Below are 19,194 nucleotides of genomic sequence, written 5' to 3'. Positions count from 1 at the left end.
CTCGTCAGGCTCATAACCTGAAGGTCGCAGGTTCAAATCCTGCCCCCGCAACCAAAATACACCAAAAAATAATACAACAAGCCTCGCAAAACAGCGGGGCTAAACGCGTTCAAGTCCCGTCAATGCACAAAACAGACACGATCCCAAAACAAAAACAAATGACGGGCAAAATAAGCAACACGGAAACCAGAAAAAATCCCTCCGGCATAACCGGAGGGACAAGGCGGCCGCATGCTGCCAGCGGCCCAGGGGACAGGGTATAGGTCAGACGCGCTCAAGGCCGATGGCAATGCCCTGGCCGACGCCGATGCACATGGCCGACAGGGAATACTTGCCGCCTTTTGCCTTCAGCTCGAGCGCTGCCGTGCCGGTGATACGGGCGCCGGACATGCCAAGCGGATGACCAAGCGCGATGGCGCCGCCATTCGGGTTCACACGGGTATCATCATCTGCAATGCCAAGGGCACGAAGCGTTGCGAGGCCTTGGGACGCGAAGGCTTCGTTCAGTTCAATCACGTCGAACTGGTCCTGGGTCATGCCGAGGCGGGCCATCAGCTTCTGAGAGGCCGGAGCCGGGCCAAAGCCCATAATGCGCGGCGCAACGCCAGCAGCTGCGCCGCCAAGAACGCGGGCAATTGGTGTCAGGCCGTATTTCTTTACAGCCTCAGCGGAAGCGAGGATCAGAGCTGCGGCGCCATCGTTCACACCTGACGCATTGCCTGCGGTGACAGATCCGCCCTTGCGGAACGGAGCCTTCAGGCCAGCGAGCGCTTCCAGCGTCGTTTCGCGCGGATGCTCATCCTTGTCGACGATCTTCGGATCGCCCTTGCGCTGGGGGATCGAAACCGGTGTGATCTCGCTGGCAAGACGGCCGTTTTCCTGAGCCTCTGCCGCCTTTTGCTGGCTGCGCAGGGCAAATGCATCCTGATCCTCCCGGGACACATTGAAGTCCTCGGCAACGTTCTCAGCTGTTTCCGGCATGGAATCGGCGCCATATTGTTCCTTCATCAACGGGTTGATGAAGCGCCAGCCAATGGTGGTGTCATGGATTTCGGCAGCACGGCTGAAGGCGTTTTCTGCCTTGGGCATGACAAAGGGTGCGCGGCTCATGCTTTCCACACCGCCTGCAAGAATCAAGTCTGCTTCACCTGCCTTGATGGCACGGGCACCGGTGATGACCGCATCCATGCCCGATCCGCACAGGCGGTTTATGGTGGTGCCTGAAACCTCGACCGGAAGGCCAGCCAGAAGGGACGACATGCGGGCCACGTTCCGGTTGTCTTCGCCTGCCTGGTTGGCGCAGCCGTAGATGACGTCATCAACGGCAGCCCAGTCAACGCCTGTGTTGCGGGCCATAAGGGCGCGCAGCGGAATGGCGCCGAGATCGTCGGCTCTTACGGAGGAGAGCGAGCCACCAAAGCGGCCGACCGGTGTGCGGATATAGTCGCAGATAAAAACGTCGGTCATATCAAAGCTCCGGAACGATAAGGTCTGCCGGCTGGCCATCAAGATGCAGCTTCGCGCCGGTCTGGGCCTGAAGGTCTTCCAGGCTGAGGGCGGGCAGCTTCTCGCGCAGCACGAAATGGCCGTTTTCGATGTCAACGACGGCGAAAGAGGTGTAGACGCGGGTCACGCAGCCGACACCGGTCAGAGGCAGACTGCAACGTTCTACCAGCTTCGGCTTCCCGTCTTTGGTGACGTGATCGGTGATCACTGCGACACGCTTGGCGCCGTGTACCAGATCCATTGCGCCGCCAACTGCCGGAACACCCTTGGGCCCCGTGGACCAGTTGGCGAGGTCGCCAGTTTCCGCCACTTCATAGGCGCCCAGAATAGCCACATCCAGATGGCCGCCGCGCACCATGGCGAAACTATCCGCATGGTGGAAGAAGGCTGCGCCCGGCTTCAATGTGATCGCCTTCTTGCCGGCGTTGATGAGATCCCAGTCTTCGTCACCGGCGGCAGGAGCCTGGCCAAAACCCAGGACGCCATTCTCCGTGTGGAAGATAGCTTCACGGCCTTCCGGCTGGAACTTGGCGACCATTTCCGGGAAGCCGATGCCGAGGTTCACATAGGCGCCGTCTGCAATATCCTGCGCTGCGCGCCAGGCGATCTGGGCGTTTGTGAGTTTGGTCGTCATGGTCACTGCGCTCCGGGGTAATGGGCATCGGCGCGGTTCAGCGCTTCTTCCTGCTGTGGCTCGCGGACTTCGACGACCGCATCCACGAAAATGCCCGGGGTGATGACAGCTTCCGGGTCGATCCCGCCGGCGTCGACGGCCTTGCTGACCTGCACGACAGTCTTTGCGGCAGCCATGGCCATGATCGGGGAGAAGTTGCGGGCGGCCATCCGGTAGGTCAGGTTGCCGTGGGCATCGCCAATCTCGGCCTTGATCAAGGCAAAGTCGGCTTTCAGCCAGCGCTCCTGCACATAGGGGCGGCCATCGAATTCGGCGACCGGCTTGCCCTTGGCGAGATCCGTGCCGTAGCTGGTCGGGGTGTAAAACGCCGGAATGCCTGCGCCGCCTGCGCGGATGCGTTCGGCCAAGGTGCCCTGGGGGACGAGTTCCAGCTCGATTTCACCTGCCAGGTAGCGTTCGGTGAAAACGCGCGGGTCGGCGGAGCGCGGGAAGGAGCAGACCATCTTGGAGACGAGGCCCTGCTCGATCAAGGCGGCGATGCCAACATGTCCGTTTCCGGCGTTGTTGTTGATGATGGTCAGATTCTTCGGGCTGCCGGTGGCAAGGAACCGGTCAATGAGGGCGTGCATCAGCTCGATCGGCGCGCCAGAACCGCCGAAACCACCGATCATGACCGTTGCGCCGTTGGGGATGTCTGCCACGGCTTCGTTCAGCGTGGCGATGCGTTTGTCCATGATGTCCTCCACGGATTTGGTGAGCGGACCCTAATCCCGCCTCTGCTTTCGCGCGACGGGATTTGTGCGCATATTGACTTTTGTTTGCATTGTGACGAATTCTGTTCGCATGTTGAACAAAACCGACGTCATTGGCTCGCTGGCAAAGGGGCTCAAGGTGATTGAAGCCTTCCGGGCGGAGCGGCCGAAGCTGGCGATTTCCGATGTCAGCGAGATTACCGGTCTCGACCGGGCGACCGCACGGCGTTGCCTCTTGACCCTGCATGAACTGGGCTATGCCGCCTATGACGGCAAGTTCTTCACGCTGACGCCCCGGATCATGCGCCTCGGCATGGGGGCACTGGCGGCCCTGCCCTTGGCGCAGATGGTACAGCCCTGGCTGGATCAGTTATCAGAGCAGATCGGGCAGTCCACGTCCGTCTCGATCCTGGACGACAACGAGATCGTTTATATCGCCCGTGCCGTGCAGCGCAGGGTGATGTCCATCGGTCTGATGCCCGGCTCGAGACTACCCGCCCACTGCACTTCCATGGGCCGGGTGCTTGTTTCCGGCCTGCCGGAAGCCGAAGCGCGGGCATTGATTGAAGCCTCCGACCTGACACCCCGTACAGCTTTCAGCCTGACGGATCCGGACGAGATCATGAAGCGGATCCGGCTTGTGCGCGAGAACGGCTATGCGGTGATCGACCAGGAGGTGGAAAGTGGACTTCGGTCGATCGCAGTTCCACTTTATGGCAGCAGCGGCCGGATGGTCGCTGCGCTGAACACGGGTGTTGCTGCGGTGCAGGCAGAGGCGGGCGATCTGATCCAGCTCTATCTCCCGGCGCTGCTCAAGGTTCAAGACGGGTTGCGCCGCGTGCTGCGTTGAACCGGCCTGGGAGGCCTGGTCACGTCAGGTGCGAAGCGCTGGAAGGCCGACGCCTGTGCTTTCAAAACCACCGTCGGACGCAATCACCTGCCCGGTCACGTAGCTTGCCTTTGGTGAGCAGAGAAACACGATCACTTCGCCGATTTCTTCTTCAGAGCCATAGCGGTTTAGCGGAATGGCATCGTGATAGGCTGCAATGATCTCCGGCGTGTGGACGGCCATGGCAAGCTTGGTGCGCACCGGACCGGGACAGACGCAATTGGCGCGGATGCCATATTCGCCAAGTTCCGCCGCCTGCTGCTTGGTCAGGTGAATGACACCAGCCTTGGACGTGCCATAGGCAACACGCAGGGTGGAGGCGCGAAGGCCGGAGATCGACGCGATATTGACGATCGCGCCTCTGGTTTCCTTCAGTGCGGGCGTGGCAGCCTGGGTCATCAGGAACACCCCATCCAGGTTGGTCTCCATCACCCGGCGCCAGCGGGCAAAGTCGGTTTCTTCAATGGGGCCGAAATCCGCGACGCCTGCATTGTTCACCAGCGCGTCAATCCGCCCAAAGCGGGCGAGTACGTCCTTGAAAAGCTGGTCGACAGCGTCCGGAATAGAGACGTCGCAAACGAAAGCCTGCACGCCTTCAAGGCCGCTCGATGCTTCTTCCAGTGCGGGAACGTCACGGTCGATCATGGCAACCTGCCAGCCTTCGCGCAGGAAAAGCTTTGTGGTCGCAAGGCCGATGCCCCGGGCGGCGCCCGTCACGAGAGCAATTTTCTGTGTCATTTGAAGTTGGTCTCCAGAACAAAAGATCAGACTGAGGCATTGCCCATCAGGATGGACATGCCGCCATCAACGGGAAGATCAGCGCCGGTGATGAAGCCTGCGGCATCGGATGCGAGAAAGAGCGCGGCTTCCGCCACATCCCAGCCCGTGCCCTGACGTTTCATGGGGACCTGGGCTGCGCGGGCCGAGGCGACGGCCCCGGCGTCGGTCGAGGTCGCGACGTGGGCATGCACATGGGGCGTGTCGATCATTCCGGGAACGACCGTGTTGGACCGCACGCCGCGGGCGGCGTATTCAATGGCGATGCTGCGGGAGAGGCGGCTGAGGGCTGCCTTGGAAGTCTCGTACCCCACATAGGGATAGGGCCCATTCAAATGGGCCGCGAGTGTGGTGATGAACACGATCGCGCCTCCACCGTCCCGCTCCAGCACGGGAAGGGCGGCCTTTGTAATGTGAAAGGCCGCGTCCAGATTGACGCTGAAAACCTTGCGCCAGTCCTCGTAGCTGGTGGCCTCAATGCCGCCGCGGGTGCTGATGCCCACATTGAAATGCAGGATGTCCAGACCGCCAAAGGCACCGATCATGGCCTCGATTGTAGACCGTGCGGCTTCGGGATCGGTCATTTCTCCGGCAAAACCGCATGCCGATCCACCTTCTGAGCGGATCAGTTCCACGGTTTCATCAGCTGCCTTGCCATCCCGGTCAACAGCCAGCACCTGCCCGCCTTCGCGGGCATAAAGGACTGCAGCCGCCTTGCCGTTGCCCCATCCAGGTCCCACGGAGCCTGCTCCGATCACAGCCACGCGTTTGCCGGCGACCCGGCCTGCTCCTCTCAGAACGGCTGTCATTGGATCACCTGATTTGGAAGCCAAAGCGCGATTTCCGGAAAGGCGATAACCAGTCCGAGAAGCACCAGCTGCACCAGAACGAAAGGCACGATGCCGCGGTAGATGTCGCGCATGGTCAGCATGTCCCCCGCAGCTCCCTTCAGATAGAACAGAGCAAAGCCGAAGGGCGGGGTCAGGAAGCTGGTTTGAAGGTTCAAAGACACCAGAATGGCGAACCAGTAGATCATCTGGGTCTTCTCGACATGATCACCCAGGTCCATCAGTGCCACCACCGGGGCAAAGATTGGCAGCATAATGAGAGTGATTTCGATCCAGTCGAAGAAGAAACCCATGATGAAGATCATCACCATCATGGACATCAGCAGCCCCCAGTCGCCCAGGGGCAAGGCGCGGGCGGTTTCGACGATGAAATGCTCGCCGCCGACTTTCCGGAAAATATAGGAAAACGCTGTGGCGCCCACGAAGATAAAGAACAGCATGCCCAGGGAAATGACGGACCCGTCCATGGATTCTCTCAAGGCCTTCATGGACAGGCGTCCGCGTAGAAGGCCGAGCAGAAGGGCGGCTGCCACTCCGACGCCGGAAGCCTCGGTCGGAGTTGCGACACCTCCAAGGATCGACCCCAGAACGGCAATGATCATAACGAGCGGCGCGAGAACGGACTTGGCAGCTTCCAGCCAGAGGCCCTGAGACTCTTCGGCAGTGGGCGGCGGCGCCTTTGGGGCGAGAGACGGCTGGAGGAACGAGCGGACGACGATATAGACAACGTAGCAGCCAGCCAGCAGGAGCCCTGGTAGAAGGGCTGCAATGAAAAGTCTGCCCAGGGAAACCGAAAGCAGGTCGCCCATGAACACCAGCATGACCGATGGTGGGATCAGAATGCCGAGGGTGCCAGCGGAGGCAACCGTTCCAGCGGAAAGGCCCTTGTCATATCCGCGTTCGATCATGGTCGGAATGGCGAGCATGGTCAGCATGACGACCGACGCGCCGATGATCCCGGTGGCTGCAGCCAGGATCGTGCCCATCAGAATGACAGCGAGGGCGAGGCCGCCTGGGATAACCCTCATCAGCCGCTGCAAGGTGAGCAGCAGGTCTTCAGCGATCCGGGTTTTTTCCATGATCAGCCCCATGAAGATGAACATGGGGGCTGCGACCAGAACTGCATTGTCGATGGTGCCGGAGAAGATCCGGTTGGGCAGAAGCGTGGCGTGGACCAGCTTCATGTCTCCCGTCCACATGGCCAGAAGGCCGAAGACGAGGCTGATGCCCATCAGCATGATCGCGACCGGTGCGCCTGAGAACAGAAGCACGATCAGCGACAGGAACATGGCGCCCGGCAGGATGGAGGAGATGAGCTCGACCATGGCTTAACGCTCCCAGGGGTCTTGCAAGAGGTCCGGACGGCGCAGGGCGACGATGGCCCTGAAGAGCACGGCCAGTCCGCCGGAGATGGTCAGGATGGCAGCGATGGGGATCATTGACTTGATGATCCAGCGGTTCGGCAGGCCGACGCCCCCGGGGCTGCCTTCGCCGCGCTCGAAAGCGCGCAGAACGAAGTCATAGCCAAACCAGGTCAGCAGCACCATGAAGGGAATGAGAAAGGCCGCTATGGCGAAGATCTCGATCCAGAGCGTCGTGTTCCGGCGCATATTGGCGGAGAATATATCGATCCGCACATGGGCGTTGGCCAGATAGGCCCAGCCAAAGCAGAGCACGGCAATTGCGCCATGAATATGCCATTCAAGCTCCTGCAGCTTGAAGGAGCCGGTTGAAAAGAAGCGCCGGCCCACAACGTCATAGAGGATGACCGCCATGAGTGCCATCAGCAGCCAGCCGCACAGGCGGGCAGCAAGACGGCATGGCATAGCCAGCAGATCTGAGAGCCGCAACAAGGTATTCATTGGATCTACCTGAGAAGATGCAGGTGTGGCCGGGCGCGGAGCACCCGGCCTGGCGGATCACTTGAGGTACGCGAGGTCGGACCAGGTCTTGAAGTTCTGGCGGAACTCGTTGAGGCTGTCCCAAGCGCGTTTGAAGTCGGGGTCTGCTGCCGACTGCTCGGCGGCAACTTCATCCCAGGCGTTGGAGAAAGCAGCCATCATCTCGGGGTTCCACTGGTGAACCTGTACGCCGGCGGCTTTCAGCTCTTCCAGCGGCTTGAGCTGCTTGGCTTCACCTTCTGCTGCCGTCATGGCAACGTTTGCCTGACAAGCCGTCTGAATAGCGGCGCGCTGCTGATCACTGAGGCCGTCCCAGACATCCTGGTTTGCAATGAACGTGATCAGAGACGTCTGCTGGTGCCAGCCGGGGAAGTAGTAGTGCTTGGCGTATTCGTTCATCCCGACGGCCTTGTCGATCAGCGGGAAGGAGACTTCCGCCGCATCGATGGTGCCGAGGCGAAGGCCTGTCATCGTGTCGGCGACCGGCATGGACTGGGCTTCGGCGCCCAGCTTGCCCATGACAGCGGCACCCAGACCGAAGATGCGCATCTTCAAGCCCTTGAGGTCTTCGGGCTTGTTGATTTCCTTGGCAAACCAGCCGGAAGCTTCCGGAACCAGGATGGCGCAGAGTTCGGTATGGATGTTGTACTTGGCCGTGATGTCCGCCCAGATGTCCTTGCCGCCGCCATAGTACCACCATGCGGTATAGGCGCGGATATCCGGGCCGAAGGGAACAGCGGTAAAGATTGCGGCTGAGGGAATGATGCCCTGCGCGAAGCCGGGGCTGTACCAGCCGGCATCGACAGCGCCGGTGGAGATCGCGTCCCACATTTCATTGCCGCCAACGATGGCGCCCGGTTCGTTGAACTCGATCTTGAGTTCGCCGTTGGTCAGCGCCTCAACCTGCTTGGTCAGGTTGATCCCGCTGTCTCCCAAGAGCGGCAGGGACGACGGATAGACGCTCTGCATGACAAGCGTTTCAGCCGAAGCGGAATAGGTGAGGGACAATGCCGCGGCAGCGGCAAGTGCAAAAGTCTTCATGTGTTTTCCTCCCAGTGCGCCTTCATCGTCATGACTTAGCCCTCGTATAGAGAAGGCATATATCCATATCGTGGATGTTAGCGCTGACGGGAGCGTAACGCTATCTCTCGAAAAATGTAAGAGAAAAACGCCATTCTATTGCGCATTTTGAAATTTCATTTCAGAATGATCGAAAGCGATAATAGGAAATATCCATAATATGGATACTGCGGCGCAACAGAAACCGGGTGATGCAGTGGGGGCTCAGAGCGTTGACAGGGCGTTGGGCCTGCTGTCGGCACTTGCCCGCTCCGGCGGAAAGTCCGTCCCGATCAATGTCTTGGTGGACGAAAGCGGTCTCAGCCGCCCGACTGTGCGGCGCATGCTGCTTGCGCTCATTCGTGCCGGTTTCGTCGAGCAGGACGAAGCCAAGCGGACCTATGCGCTCGGGCCGGAAAGCTATGTCATTGGCCTGATGGCCAGCCGCCGGTTCAACCTTCTCGATCTCGCGATGGACAGTCTTCTGGCGCTGTCCCGGGACAGTGGCGACACCAGTTTCCTCTCCATCCGGCGCGGATCGCACTCGATCTGCCTGCACCGGGAAGATGGTCCTTATCCCATCCGCACCCATGCCCTTCAGGCTGGGCAACGGCACCCTCTGGGCGTTGGTGCCGGGGCGATGGCGATCCTGGCTGCACTGGCAGACGCGGAAGCCGAGGCGGTGATTGAGGATACGGCGGAGCTTCTTGCAAGCGACTATCCCGGCTATTCGCCGGAGCTCTTGCGGCAACACAGGCACGAGACACGGGAACGGGGCTGGTCCGTCAATCCGGGGCTCTATCTGCCGAATTCCTGGGCGCTGGGCATCGCGATTGCCGGACCAGGTGGCGAGCCAATAGGCGCCCTGTCCGTGGCGGCTATCGATACGCGCATGACGCCGGAACGCCAGCAGATGATTGCTGAACTTCTGAAACGGGAGAAACGCGTCATCGAAAAGAAACTCAACAGAAAGCTCGATTTCAACAGTCCGAGCACGGCTTAGCCGCTTGGACTGGTCCGGGAGGAGGACAGATGGAACACGCACAGATCGTGGGCTGGGCTCACACCAAGTTCGGCAAATCCGAAACGCCGGGGCTTGAGGGGCTGATGGCGGAAGTGGTGCCGGCAGCGCTGGACCATGCAGGTCTTGGTGCTGAAGATGTCGACGGTATTTTTGTGGGCGTCTTCAACAATGGGTTTTCGCCCCAGGCCTTTGAGGGCGCTCTGGTAGGCATGGCCATGGACGGCTTGCGCAATGTGCCGGCCGCGCGGCTTGAGAACGCCTGCGCCACAGGCTCCGCAGCGCTTTACGCGGCCATGGATTTCATCGCAGCTGGGCGGGGCAAAGTTGCCCTTGTGGTCGGTGCCGAGAAAATGACGGCCGTTCCGACCGCGCGGGCGGGCGACATCATGCTCAGCGGCTGCTACCGGGCCGAAGAGGATCAGGTGGAGGCCGGCTTCGCCGGGATCTTCGGCAAGATCGCCCAGACCTATTTTCAGGAAAATGGCGATCATTCCGAAGAGCTGGCGATGATCTCGGCCAAGAACCACCGCAACGGGCTTTTGAACCCTTACGCTCACATGCAGAAGGACTTTGGCGTCGCTTTCTGCAACACGGTCTCCGACAAGAACCCACTCGTCGCAGGCCCCTTGCGGCGGACGGATTGCTCGCTGATTTCCGATGGGGCAGCGGCGATCATCGTGGCAGCGCCAGATGTGGCTGCATCGCTTAACCGGGCGATTGCCTTCCGCGCCCGCAATCAGGTGAATGATGTGCTGGCGCTTTCACGTCGGGATGTGACCGAGTTCCGGGGCGCACGCGGCGCCTGGAAAGCCTCGCTGGAGGAAGCGGGGCTCACCCTTGATGATCTCGATATGGTCGAGACCCACGACTGTTTCACCATTGCCGAGCTTCTGGAATATGAGGCCATGGGTCTTGCAGAACGCGGTCAGGGCGGACGCGTGATCCGCGAAGGGATCTCCGCGCGGGACGGCAAGCTGCCGGTCAATCCGTCCGGCGGGCTCAAGTCACGTGGTCATCCGCTGGGGGCAACCGGCGTTTCCCAGCACGTGATGGCCGCTATGCAGCTGGCGGGCGAGGCTGGCGAGATGCAGCTCGATGACGTTCAGCTTGCCGGTGTCTTCAATATGGGCGGTGCAGCCGTCGCCAACTATGTGTCCATTCTGGAGCGGGTGAAATGAGCACGCAGACCCTCAATCGGGACATGGCCCTTCCCTGGTCCACCCGTACCACCAACATCGCCCATTTCCTGACCCGCAACGCTCGCCGCTTTGCGGATCGGCCTGCGATCATCTGGGGTGATGACACCTGGACCTGGGCGGAGCTGGACAAGCGCGTCTCCGCGCTCGCCTCGGTAATGCGGGAAAAATATGGCGTCAAACATGGCGACCGCATTCTGGTGCAGTCGCCGAACAACAACCAGATCACCGAAGTGATGCTGGCCTGTTTCCGGCTTGGAGCTGTCTGGGTGCCGTCCAATTTCCGGCAGGGGCCGGACGAAGTCGCGTTTCTGGGGCAGAAGGCAGAGGCCGCGCTGATGGTCTGTGAGGCAGGATTTCCGGCGCATGCCGAAGCCTGCCTGGCAGCTATTCCGGATCTTTCCGGCGTGATCTCTATCGGTGCGTCTGATTTCGGTCCTTCCTATGAGGATTTGATTGCCGGGGCGCTGGGCGTTGATGTGCCCAATGCGGATGTGGAGCGGGACGATCCGTGCTGGCTGTTCTTCACCTCCGGCTCGACAGGCCGACCGAAAGCCGTGGTTCTGACCCAGGGCCAGCTGACCTTCACCATCGTCAATCACCTGAATGATCTTCTACCTGCGTCAACAGTGGAGGATGTCAGCCTTGTCGTCGCGCCGCTCTCCCATGGCGCGGGTATGCACCAGCTCAACCAGATCGCAGTAGGAGCTGTCAGTGTGCTGCTGCCGTCCGGCCGGTTTGATCCTGCCATGGCCTGGCAGATGGTCGAGCGCTACAAGGTGACGAACATGTTCACCGTGCCGACCATCGTGAAGATGCTGGTCGAGCATCCTTCGGTGGATGAGTTCGACCATTCCAGCCTGCGCTATGTGATCTATGCCGGTGCGCCCATGTACCGCGAGGATCAGAAATTTGCTCTGAAGAAACTGGGCAAGGTGCTGGTCCAGTATTTCGGTCTCGGTGAGGTGACCGGCTGCATTACCGTGTTGCCCCGGGAGGATCATCACATCGAGGATGGTCCGAAGGCCCGGGTTGGCACCTGTGGCATTGAACGCACCGGTATTCACATCAGCATTCAGGACGATGAGGGCAATCATTTGCCCGCGATGGCCAGCGGCGAGATTTGTGTCGCGGGGCTGGCGGTCTGTGCTGGTTACTACAAGGACAATGAGGCCAACGCTAAGGCGTTCCGCAATGGCTGGTTCCGCACGGGCGACCTTGGCCATATGGATACGGAAGGCTATCTCTACATCACAGGCCGCGCGTCGGACATGTATATCTCTGGCGGCTCCAACGTCTATCCGCGCGAGATTGAAGAGCTGTTGCTGACCCATCCTGGTCTCAAGGAGGTTGCGGTACTGGGTGTTCCCCATCCCAAGTGGGGTGAGGTGGGCCTTGCCGTCTGTGTCGCGGAAGACGGACACAGTTTGAACGAGGAAGAGCTGATGAGCGTGATTGCGGGCAAGCTTGCGAAGTACAAGCTGCCGAGCCATTTCGTCTTCCTCGATGAGATGCCCAAGACCGGTTATGGCAAAATCACCAAGAAGCTGGTGCGTGAAGAGCTGACGGCACGGGGCCTGATGCCGGATGCGGGGAGTGCCACATGAGCCGCTCTCATCTGATCCAGCATCCAGGACCCAAGACTTCACCCCGGCGTCACGTGGTCCGGGGCCTTTCTGCACCTCTGGCCTTTGATCTGTCTGAAGGCATGACGCTTATGGCGGCGGTGGCTGCTGCCATGGACAAGGCGGGGTGCGATACGGCGGTGATCCGGCTCGATGGACTTAAGATCGGGCCCTACAGCTATGTCTTGCCGGACAAGTCCCCCGATGACGAGCATGTGGCCTGGTACAGCGAAACCCATTCTGGAGAAGAAGCGGTTCTGCAGCAGGCAACGGCTATTGTCGGCCGGCGCAACGGCGACTGGTTTCTTCATTGCCATGCGTTTTGGGAAGACAAGAACACCGGGCGCCACGCCGGGCATTTGCTGCCAGATCAGGTGACGTTGGCTGTTCACTACACCGGGACCGGCCACGGATTCATTGGCGGTTGTTTTGAAGTGACAGCTGATGCTGAGACAAATTTTTCCTTCTTCCGTCCAAAGCCACTCGTCGAGGCGCCGCGTGTAAATGCGGCCATCATCTGCCTGGCACCCCATGAGGATCTGGCAACGTCAGTGGCCGAGCTTTCGGCTGAGCTGGGGTTCGATAACCCCGAAGTGCTGGGGATTGGCAGTCTCATTGGTGCGGATTTCACGAGTACCCCTTCGATGGAGTCACCGATTTCCGAAGTGCTTCTGCTGAAAGGAGCGCGCGGCGGGACACAGGGGAGCGATCCTCATCTGCCGATGTTCTGTGTCGATCCGGAAGGCGGCTTTTTTGAAGGGGATATCATCCGCGGCGGCGCACCCGTTTGCGTCACCTTCGAGATGATCCTGATTGGAGAGTAGGCGCCAGTTTTTTGCCGGATTCTAAAATCCGTAGCTGGCAAAGAGTTCTTGCGCCAATCAGCCATCTGGACACATGAGACAAATCTCCCAGTTTAAGCTGAAAGGGCATCGCATTTGTTCGCGGATGCCGCATGGCAACAGAAGCTTTTGCTGAAGGAGTGCAAAATGCCCGGCGCTGTTATTCTCGGATCATCCGGCGGGATCGGCGGTGCGCTTGTCCACTGTTTGAGCGAAACAAGACCTGACCTCACGATTGCCGGATTACACCGGAATAGCACACCTCGTCTTGATGTCTGCGACGAGGCGTCTATCGAAGAGGCTGCGCGGCATTGCGCGGCACTGGGGCCGATCGGACTGGTGGTAAATGCGACCGGCATTCTGGCTCCGGAAGCCGCTGGTCCTGAGAAAAGCTGGCGGACCATTGATCCCGCGCACATGGCGAAAGTGTTTCAGGTCAATGCCATCGGTCCTGCGCTGGTGATCAAGCACTTCCTTCCCCTTTTCCTGCGCGAGGGGCGCTGCGTCTATGCCAATCTCTCGGCCCGGGTCGGCAGCATTGGCGATAACCATTTGGGCGGCTGGTACAGCTACCGGGCTTCCAAGGCGGCCCTTAACCAGATTGTCCGGACGGCTTCCGTTGAATTGCGGCGTAAAAATTCAGAAGCGGTCTGTGTGGCTCTGCATCCTGGAACGGTGGCCACGAATTTGTCCGGCGGATTTCAGGCCACAGGGCTGGAGGTGCAGGATCCGGCAACAGCGGCAGGCCGGATCCTGAAGGTCATAGAGACCTTGCAACCTGACCAATCAGGCGGTTTCTTTGATCATCACGGAAAGGGGATCCCTTGGTAGCCGGCGAGAGCGGATGGTTTATTCAAACGTGGGGTTTTCGTTCCGCAGTGCAGTGTCCCAGTGTTCCGTGGCCTTGCCGTCCTTGATCCGCCACATGTCGAACCAGGTGGTGGTGTATTCGCCGCCCGCGGCCGTTGGATCCTTGACGACGCGGCGCGTCGCGACAACGACGAGATCACCCTCGGCTGTCACGGAGACAACCGGCCAGTCCAGCTTTTCCGGAATAGGCCGAGGCTCCACCTTCAATGTCTTGGTGAAGAAGTCGACAACCGTCTTTCGTCCGCTCGCGACATTAGGATTGTGCTGAAGATACTCTTCGCTCAGGTATTGATCCGCTTTTTCCCAATGTCCGGCACCCAGCAGATCCTTGAAGACGTGATAGACGATTTGCTTGTTGGCGTTCAGCTGCGGATCAGGGCTCGTGAAAAGCGCCTCCACATCCGGAGCGGCGGTGACGGCCTCCTGAGCAGATGCGGGCGCACTCAGGGCGATGCAGATGCCGGACAAGGCCGGGAGGATGAACTTCATTGATTGGCTTCCCTCAATAGATCTTCGCGTTCGCAAGACTATCGCGTCCAGAAGCCCTCCTTTGAAGTACGCACCATTTTGTAAGGGTGCCCCTTCACCGCGGGGATTTGGACGGAGGGGCGTTCCTTCTCGAACAATTCTGGGAACCGCCCCACCGTCTAGCTCTCAGGCGTCCAAAGACGCTTCAAGTCGAAGTCGTGGACGTCCTTCAGGAGGTCCACGAAGGCGTGAGCGGCCCGGTCAAGAGACTGGCGGCCCTTTTCAGCCGTTGCATTGGCCGCGTTGCCCACAGCGCCCTTGGCCCCCAGATCCTGAGCCTTCCAGCCGAACTGCTGCGCTCCATGACCACGCAGGTATTTGAATTCCTTGATGAAGTCCTGCTGCGCCGACTTGAAATCCTCAGCAAGGTCCATGCGTACCAGCTCCGGATGGAGGTGCAGCATGATCGAGGTTTCCACATCACCGCCGTGAATGCCGTAGGTGAATTCCCCCTCGGGGAAGAGCCCTTCCGGCTGACCGAAGCGGGACCAGGCGGTGGCCGTGACCAGCATCTCGTGCTTCACGCGCAGTTCGCGGGCGACAATGTCGATGATCGGCACGTTGCCGCCATGGGAATTGATCAGCACCAGCTTGCGGATGCCGGCGCGGGCAACGCTCTCGCCGATCTCGATCCAGGCGCGGGTCAGGGTGTCCCAGTTGAGTGTCAAGGTGCCAGGGGAGGAGATGTGTTCGTTTGACTTGCCGATGGCCTGTGTCGGCAGGAAGGTGGCGGGCAGGTCTTCGGGCATGAGTTCCAGCACCCGGCGGATCTGGCCCTCAGCGATCGCCGTGTCAGTGAACACCGGCAGATGCGGGCCATGCTGCTCGATGGCGGCAACGGGGAGGATCGCAATCCAGTCGCGGGTAGAGGGATCCCGAAAGTCGAGGGTGGTCATCTCATGCCAGTAGCGGCGCGGCAACGCAGTCATTGTCAGGTCCTTTGGTCTGATTTGCCCGCACCTTAGCGCGGCTTTGCCGGTGCCGTCAGTGCGAAAATTTAGGCATGGGAAGCCTCTTCCTCACGCAAAGCTGATCGGCGGGTTAAGGCCTGTTAACGAATCGATAGGCCAGATCGGAGATACTTTTCCAATGATTGCTGCACTTTTCTCCAACTCTCCCGCCAGTGCCCTGCGCGGCAGTGGATTGATGGGAGATATCAAAACGGCCGCGGATGAGACGCTGGCCGTTAAGGGAGACGTGCGCGACAAGGAACCTGCAGCCGCCCCCGCTGCCCGCAGTCTTCGTGCGGGCAACGCGCCGACGCTGTCAGGTGAAGCCATCTTGGCCCTTCAGGGGGACGGCACCAGCCAGCCTGCCGCCTCGCGCCGCCGGGGGGATGGGCAGGGTACACCTGGGGCGAATTCTTCAGAAACGGATGCTTCTGGCGCAGGCGGCGATACGCAAGCGGGTGGCGCGTCTGGTCAGAATACCGCGCAGGCATCCGGACAGAGCGAAGAGGAAAGTTCAAAAGATCCGCAGGAGTTGACCCAAGAAGAGGAAAAGCAGGTTGACAAGCTTCAGCAGCGCGACCGGGAAGTCAGGGCACATGAGGCTGCGCACGCCCGGACCGGCGGACCGCATGCGGGTGCACCATCCTACACCTTCCAGCAGGGGCCGGACGGCAAGCGGTATGCGATTGGCGGCGAGGTGTCCATTGATACATCCGCGGAACGGACCCCGGAAGCGACCATCCGGAAAATGCAGACGGTGATCCGCGCGGCAACAGCCCCTGCAGAGCCCTCCTCGCAGGATCTGAAGGTTGCCCAGCAGGCACGCGCGCAGCTGGCAGAGGCCCAGGCCGAGGCGCGCACCCAGCGGGCAGAGGAACTGCAAAGTGATGACGAGGACACGGATGCGAGCGGTGGTGCTGAGGCTGGCAAGGAGTCAAAGTCCGGTGCAGGCGCAGAGCGGGCCTCTGCTGCGTCCGGGGATGAGGGCGCAGGGTCTTCTTCGTCTTCGGATCAGGGACGGTCGTCAGATCTTTTCGCGGCCATCCAGAGTTATCAATCGGCAGGTCAACTTGGTGCCTTTGGCGATCGGCAACCTGCTTCCGCCGGTCTCTTTGCCTGACCATTTTGGTTCATGAGAGTGCTTCCAGAAGCGCCCGTCCGGACTTGAATTCCTGAGCTTGCCCACCTAGCTTGAGCGTTCTGCAATCTGCCTTCCGGCACTTCCTTTCAGGTTCCCGAAATGTCTGTTCGTCGTGCACGGCTTGCCGTTGCTTATGCCTTCTTCATGCTCGGCTCACTCGTAGGCGTGTGGGCTTCGAGAATTCCGGACATCAAGATCATTCTGGGGGTGGATGAGAGCGGTTTCGGCCTGATCCTGCTGTGCATGGCTCTTGGCGCTTTTTCGTCTTTTCCCCTTTCCGGGCCCTTGATCGACCGCTGGGGTGCCGTGCGGGTGGCAAAGCTTTCCGCAGTCTTCATTCTGGTCATTTTCGTGGGACTGACATTCGGGACCTCCGTCCCGCTCATGATCCCGATCGCCTATCTCAACGGCTTTGGGATGGGGGCGCTGGATGTGTCGATGAATGGCTGGGGAGCGGAGGTCGAGCAGGAACTCGGCAAGCCGGTGATGTCTTCCTACCACGGTCTTTACAGTCTAGGTGCTGGAGCAGGCGCTGGGATTGGCGCACTCGCTCTCTGGCTCGATTTGTCCGTGCCGGTGCATTTCTATCTCTGGACCGTGCTTTCGGTCGTGCCGTTGATTTGGGCCTTGATGACGCCCTGGACCTCAAAGATTGCTGAGCCTTCCGGGCAGAAGGCGCCTATGTTCGCCGTGCCGAAGGGGGCGCTTCTCTTTGTCGGGCTGATGGCACTGATCGCAGCGCTGGGCGAAGGAGCAATCACGGACTGGGCGGCGCTTTATCAGATCCAGGAGCTGGGTTTTGACAGCTCAACCGCCGCCATCGGTTTCTCGGTCTTTTCCGTGGCCATGGTGATCATGCGTCTCGCCGGTGACAGGATCATTGCCCGTTTCGGGCCGGTCAAGGTCGCGAGGGTGAGCGGCATTGCAGCCGCGGTTGGCACGGGCCTGGTCGTGCTTGGCGGCTCGGTCTGGATTGTCTGGGTTGGCTGTGTAGTCATGGGCCTGGGCAACGCGGTGATCTTTCCGCTTGCCATGTCCCGTGCCGCAGCCGACCCGAATATGTCCAAAGGCCGCGCTTTGGCTTCCGTAGCGACGCTTGGCTATGGGGCTTTCCTGTTCGGCCCGCCGGTGCTCGGTTTCATCGGTGATGCGCTTTCGTTGCGCATGTCCTTTGCGCTCGTGGCCGTTCTGGCCGTCTTCATCAGCCTGATGGCGGGCAATCTGAAGGTGGAAAAGCCTGCTCAGACGTAATCAGACGGCGGTCACCCGCCGTCTGATAAATTGTCTCAAAGGCTTTCGAGAAAGCGTTTGGCGGCTTGGCCGTGCTCGTGGCGCAACTGGCCGATATCCATGTCGGTCGGAACCGTGTCGATGACCTTCCATTCACCGCCAATCATCACCCGGTCAGCCTCGTGTGCTCCGCAGAGAACGAGTGCTGCCAGTGGATCACCCGCGCCGGAAAAACGCAGCTCATCCAGACTGTAGAAGGCCATGTCCGCCATCATTCCAGGGCGGATGGCACCGATGTCCGAGCGGCCCAGACAGCGGGCCGACCCTTCTGTTGCCCAGCGGAATGCATCGAAGTGGGTCACGCTGGCCGCGTCATAGGTCAGACGGTTGATCATCAGGGCGTGGCGCACGCCCTCGATCAGGTTTGAGTTGTCATTGGAGGCGGAGCCGTCGACACCAAGACCGACCGGGCAACCTGCGGCTTCCAGTTCCTTCGTCCGGCACTGGCCAGAGGCAAGCACCATGTTTGAAGTCGGGCAGTGACAGACACCAACGCAAGCATGGCCAAGGCGTTTCACCTCATCATCATTGAAGTGAATGCCGTGGGCGAGCCACACGCGCTCATTCAGCCACCCGCACTCCTCGAGGTAGTCCACTGGACGGCAGTTGAATTTTTCCAGGCAATAATTGTCCTCGTCGATGGTTTCGCCGAGGTGTGTGTGAAGCCGGCAGTCGTATTTGTCAGCCAGCGCCACGCTTTCCTGCATCAGTCGCTTGGTGACGGTGAAGGGCGCGCACGGAGCAAGGGCGACCTGCAGCATCGAGCCTTTTGAGGTGTCATGGTAGCGGTTCAGCACACGCTCGCAGTCCGCCAGGATCGTGTCTTCATCTTGCACGACCGTGTCCGGCGGCAGCCCGCCGTCCTTCTGGCTGAGGTTCATGGAACCACGGGTGATGGTCATCCGCAGGCCAACCCGCTCGGCTTCCTCGGCCTGAATGTCCATCGCCGCTTCCAGTCCACCGGGGAAGAGATAATGGTGATCCGATGCTGCCGTGCAGCCGGACATCATCAGTTCTGTCAGGGCAAGCCGTGTTCCGAGCCGGAAAGTTTCCGGTGTCACGTTCCGTGCCCAGATGGGGTACAGCGTCTGGAGCCAGGGAAACAGCTCCTTGTTGATCGCCTGCGGATGGGCCCGTGTCAGCGTCTGGAAGAAGTGATGGTGGGTGTTGATCAGCCCCGGAATGATCACATGCCGGGAGGCGTCATATGTCTGATCGACGGGAAGCATCGGCTCCTTGCCGGAGGCAATCAGCTCGACGATCACACCGTCTTCAACGACAACGCCGCGTTCGGCGCCGTCTGCGAGAATGGCAATGGGATCCTTGATCCATAGACGCATTCAGTCTGGTCCTTGTCTTTGG

The 19,194-nt window shown here is 60.3% G+C and carries 19 protein-coding genes; 8 read left to right on the top strand and 11 right to left on the bottom strand.

Translation table 11 applies throughout. The annotated features are described in order from the left end of the window. Positions 1–264: 264 nt before the first annotated feature. The 3 genes from pcaF to IG616_RS20185 are packed head-to-tail and all read right to left on the bottom strand — an operon-like array spanning position 265 to position 2,874. Positions 265–1,467 carry a 3-oxoadipyl-CoA thiolase gene (gene pcaF, locus IG616_RS20195; protein WP_192150272.1) on the bottom strand — a complete coding sequence of 401 codons (1,203 nt, stop codon included), beginning with the start codon at positions 1,465–1,467 and terminating at the stop codon, positions 265–267. Position 1,468: 1 nt separating this feature from the next. Then, a complete protein-coding gene (locus IG616_RS20190) occupies positions 1,469–2,140 on the bottom strand; it encodes a 3-oxoacid CoA-transferase subunit B (protein ID WP_192150270.1) in 672 nt (223 codons plus the stop codon). Positions 2,141–2,142: 2 nt separating this feature from the next. Then, the gene (locus tag IG616_RS20185) at positions 2,143–2,874 is read right to left on the bottom strand and encodes a 3-oxoacid CoA-transferase subunit A (RefSeq protein ID WP_192150268.1); all 732 of its coding nucleotides are present in this window, start codon (positions 2,872–2,874) and stop codon (positions 2,143–2,145) included. 109 nt (positions 2,875–2,983) lie between these two features. Here IG616_RS20185 and IG616_RS20180 point away from each other — a divergent pair, with 109 nt between their 5' ends. Beyond that, the gene (locus IG616_RS20180) at positions 2,984–3,742 is read left to right on the top strand and encodes an IclR family transcriptional regulator domain-containing protein (RefSeq protein WP_192150266.1); all 759 of its coding nucleotides are present in this window, start codon (positions 2,984–2,986) and stop codon (positions 3,740–3,742) included. A 24-nt stretch (positions 3,743–3,766) separates the two neighbouring features. Here IG616_RS20180 and IG616_RS20175 read toward each other — a convergent pair whose 3' ends face one another. From IG616_RS20175 to IG616_RS20155, 5 genes are read right to left on the bottom strand one after another with little or no spacing between them, the layout of a single operon-like run. Further along, complete coding sequence (locus IG616_RS20175; protein ID WP_192150263.1) at positions 3,767–4,519, bottom strand: SDR family NAD(P)-dependent oxidoreductase; 753 nt, start codon at positions 4,517–4,519, stop codon at positions 3,767–3,769. Between the two features lie 26 nt (positions 4,520–4,545). Next, a complete protein-coding gene (locus IG616_RS20170) occupies positions 4,546–5,367 on the bottom strand; it encodes an SDR family NAD(P)-dependent oxidoreductase (RefSeq protein WP_192150261.1) in 822 nt (273 codons plus the stop codon). Continuing rightward, positions 5,364–6,731: a TRAP transporter large permease gene (locus IG616_RS20165; protein ID WP_192150259.1), complete on the bottom strand. Its 1,368-nt coding sequence runs from the start codon at positions 6,729–6,731 to the stop codon at positions 5,364–5,366. The genes IG616_RS20170 and IG616_RS20165 overlap by 4 nt, the downstream gene beginning before the upstream one ends. A 3-nt stretch (positions 6,732–6,734) precedes the next feature. Continuing rightward, on the bottom strand, positions 6,735–7,268 hold the full coding sequence (locus IG616_RS20160) for a TRAP transporter small permease subunit (RefSeq protein WP_192150257.1): 534 nt from the start codon (positions 7,266–7,268) through the stop codon (positions 6,735–6,737). 57 nt (positions 7,269–7,325) lie between these two features. Further along, positions 7,326–8,348 (bottom strand): TRAP transporter substrate-binding protein, encoded by a 1,023-nt coding sequence (locus IG616_RS20155; RefSeq protein WP_209007860.1) that lies wholly within the window; start codon positions 8,346–8,348, stop codon positions 7,326–7,328. A 199-nt stretch (positions 8,349–8,547) separates the two neighbouring features. Between IG616_RS20155 and IG616_RS20150 the strand changes: the two genes are divergently transcribed. The 5 genes from IG616_RS20150 to IG616_RS20130 all read left to right on the top strand — a co-directional run bounded on the left by IG616_RS20150 (position 8,548) and on the right by IG616_RS20130 (position 13,884). Next, complete coding sequence (locus tag IG616_RS20150; protein ID WP_192150255.1) at positions 8,548–9,369, top strand: IclR family transcriptional regulator; 822 nt, start codon at positions 8,548–8,550, stop codon at positions 9,367–9,369. Between the two features lie 29 nt (positions 9,370–9,398). After that, positions 9,399–10,568 carry an acetyl-CoA acetyltransferase gene (locus IG616_RS20145; protein WP_192150253.1) on the top strand — a complete coding sequence of 390 codons (1,170 nt, stop codon included), beginning with the start codon at positions 9,399–9,401 and terminating at the stop codon, positions 10,566–10,568. Beyond that, a complete protein-coding gene (locus IG616_RS20140) occupies positions 10,565–12,193 on the top strand; it encodes an acyl-CoA synthetase (RefSeq protein WP_246476337.1) in 1,629 nt (542 codons plus the stop codon). The genes IG616_RS20145 and IG616_RS20140 overlap by 4 nt, the downstream gene beginning before the upstream one ends. Next, positions 12,190–13,035: a hypothetical protein gene (locus tag IG616_RS20135; protein WP_192150251.1), complete on the top strand. Its 846-nt coding sequence runs from the start codon at positions 12,190–12,192 to the stop codon at positions 13,033–13,035. The genes IG616_RS20140 and IG616_RS20135 overlap by 4 nt, the downstream gene beginning before the upstream one ends. 165 nt (positions 13,036–13,200) lie before the next feature. Beyond that, the gene (locus IG616_RS20130) at positions 13,201–13,884 is read left to right on the top strand and encodes an SDR family oxidoreductase (RefSeq protein ID WP_192150249.1); all 684 of its coding nucleotides are present in this window, start codon (positions 13,201–13,203) and stop codon (positions 13,882–13,884) included. Positions 13,885–13,902: 18 nt separating this feature from the next. On the opposite strand, the gene IG616_RS20125 is transcribed toward IG616_RS20130, so the two are convergent. Next, complete coding sequence (locus IG616_RS20125) at positions 13,903–14,412, bottom strand: nuclear transport factor 2 family protein (protein WP_192150247.1); 510 nt, start codon at positions 14,410–14,412, stop codon at positions 13,903–13,905. A 158-nt stretch (positions 14,413–14,570) separates the two neighbouring features. Beyond that, positions 14,571–15,380 carry a creatininase family protein gene (locus IG616_RS20120; protein WP_192150245.1) on the bottom strand — a complete coding sequence of 270 codons (810 nt, stop codon included), beginning with the start codon at positions 15,378–15,380 and terminating at the stop codon, positions 14,571–14,573. Between the two features lie 160 nt (positions 15,381–15,540). Between IG616_RS20120 and IG616_RS20115 the strand changes: the two genes are divergently transcribed. Together IG616_RS20115 and IG616_RS20110 are read left to right on the top strand one after the other, a co-directional pair. Beyond that, the gene (locus tag IG616_RS20115; protein WP_209007857.1) at positions 15,541–16,521 is read left to right on the top strand and encodes a putative metalloprotease CJM1_0395 family protein; all 981 of its coding nucleotides are present in this window, start codon (positions 15,541–15,543) and stop codon (positions 16,519–16,521) included. A gap of 120 nt (positions 16,522–16,641) precedes the next feature. After that, positions 16,642–17,793: an MFS transporter gene (locus IG616_RS20110; RefSeq protein ID WP_192150243.1), complete on the top strand. Its 1,152-nt coding sequence runs from the start codon at positions 16,642–16,644 to the stop codon at positions 17,791–17,793. Between the two features lie 35 nt (positions 17,794–17,828). Here the strand turns inward: IG616_RS20110 and IG616_RS20105 are convergent, their stop codons facing one another. Beyond that, on the bottom strand, positions 17,829–19,172 hold the full coding sequence (locus IG616_RS20105; protein ID WP_192150241.1) for an 8-oxoguanine deaminase: 1,344 nt from the start codon (positions 19,170–19,172) through the stop codon (positions 17,829–17,831). Positions 19,173–19,194: the final 22 nt, after the last annotated feature.

Origin of the sequence: Roseibium litorale (assembly GCF_014842915.1) — a bacterium.
Taxonomy (GTDB): domain Bacteria; phylum Pseudomonadota; class Alphaproteobacteria; order Rhizobiales; family Stappiaceae; genus Roseibium; species Roseibium litorale.
Note: the sequence above shows the minus strand (reverse complement) of the source record. Positions and strands in the feature narration are given on the sequence as shown.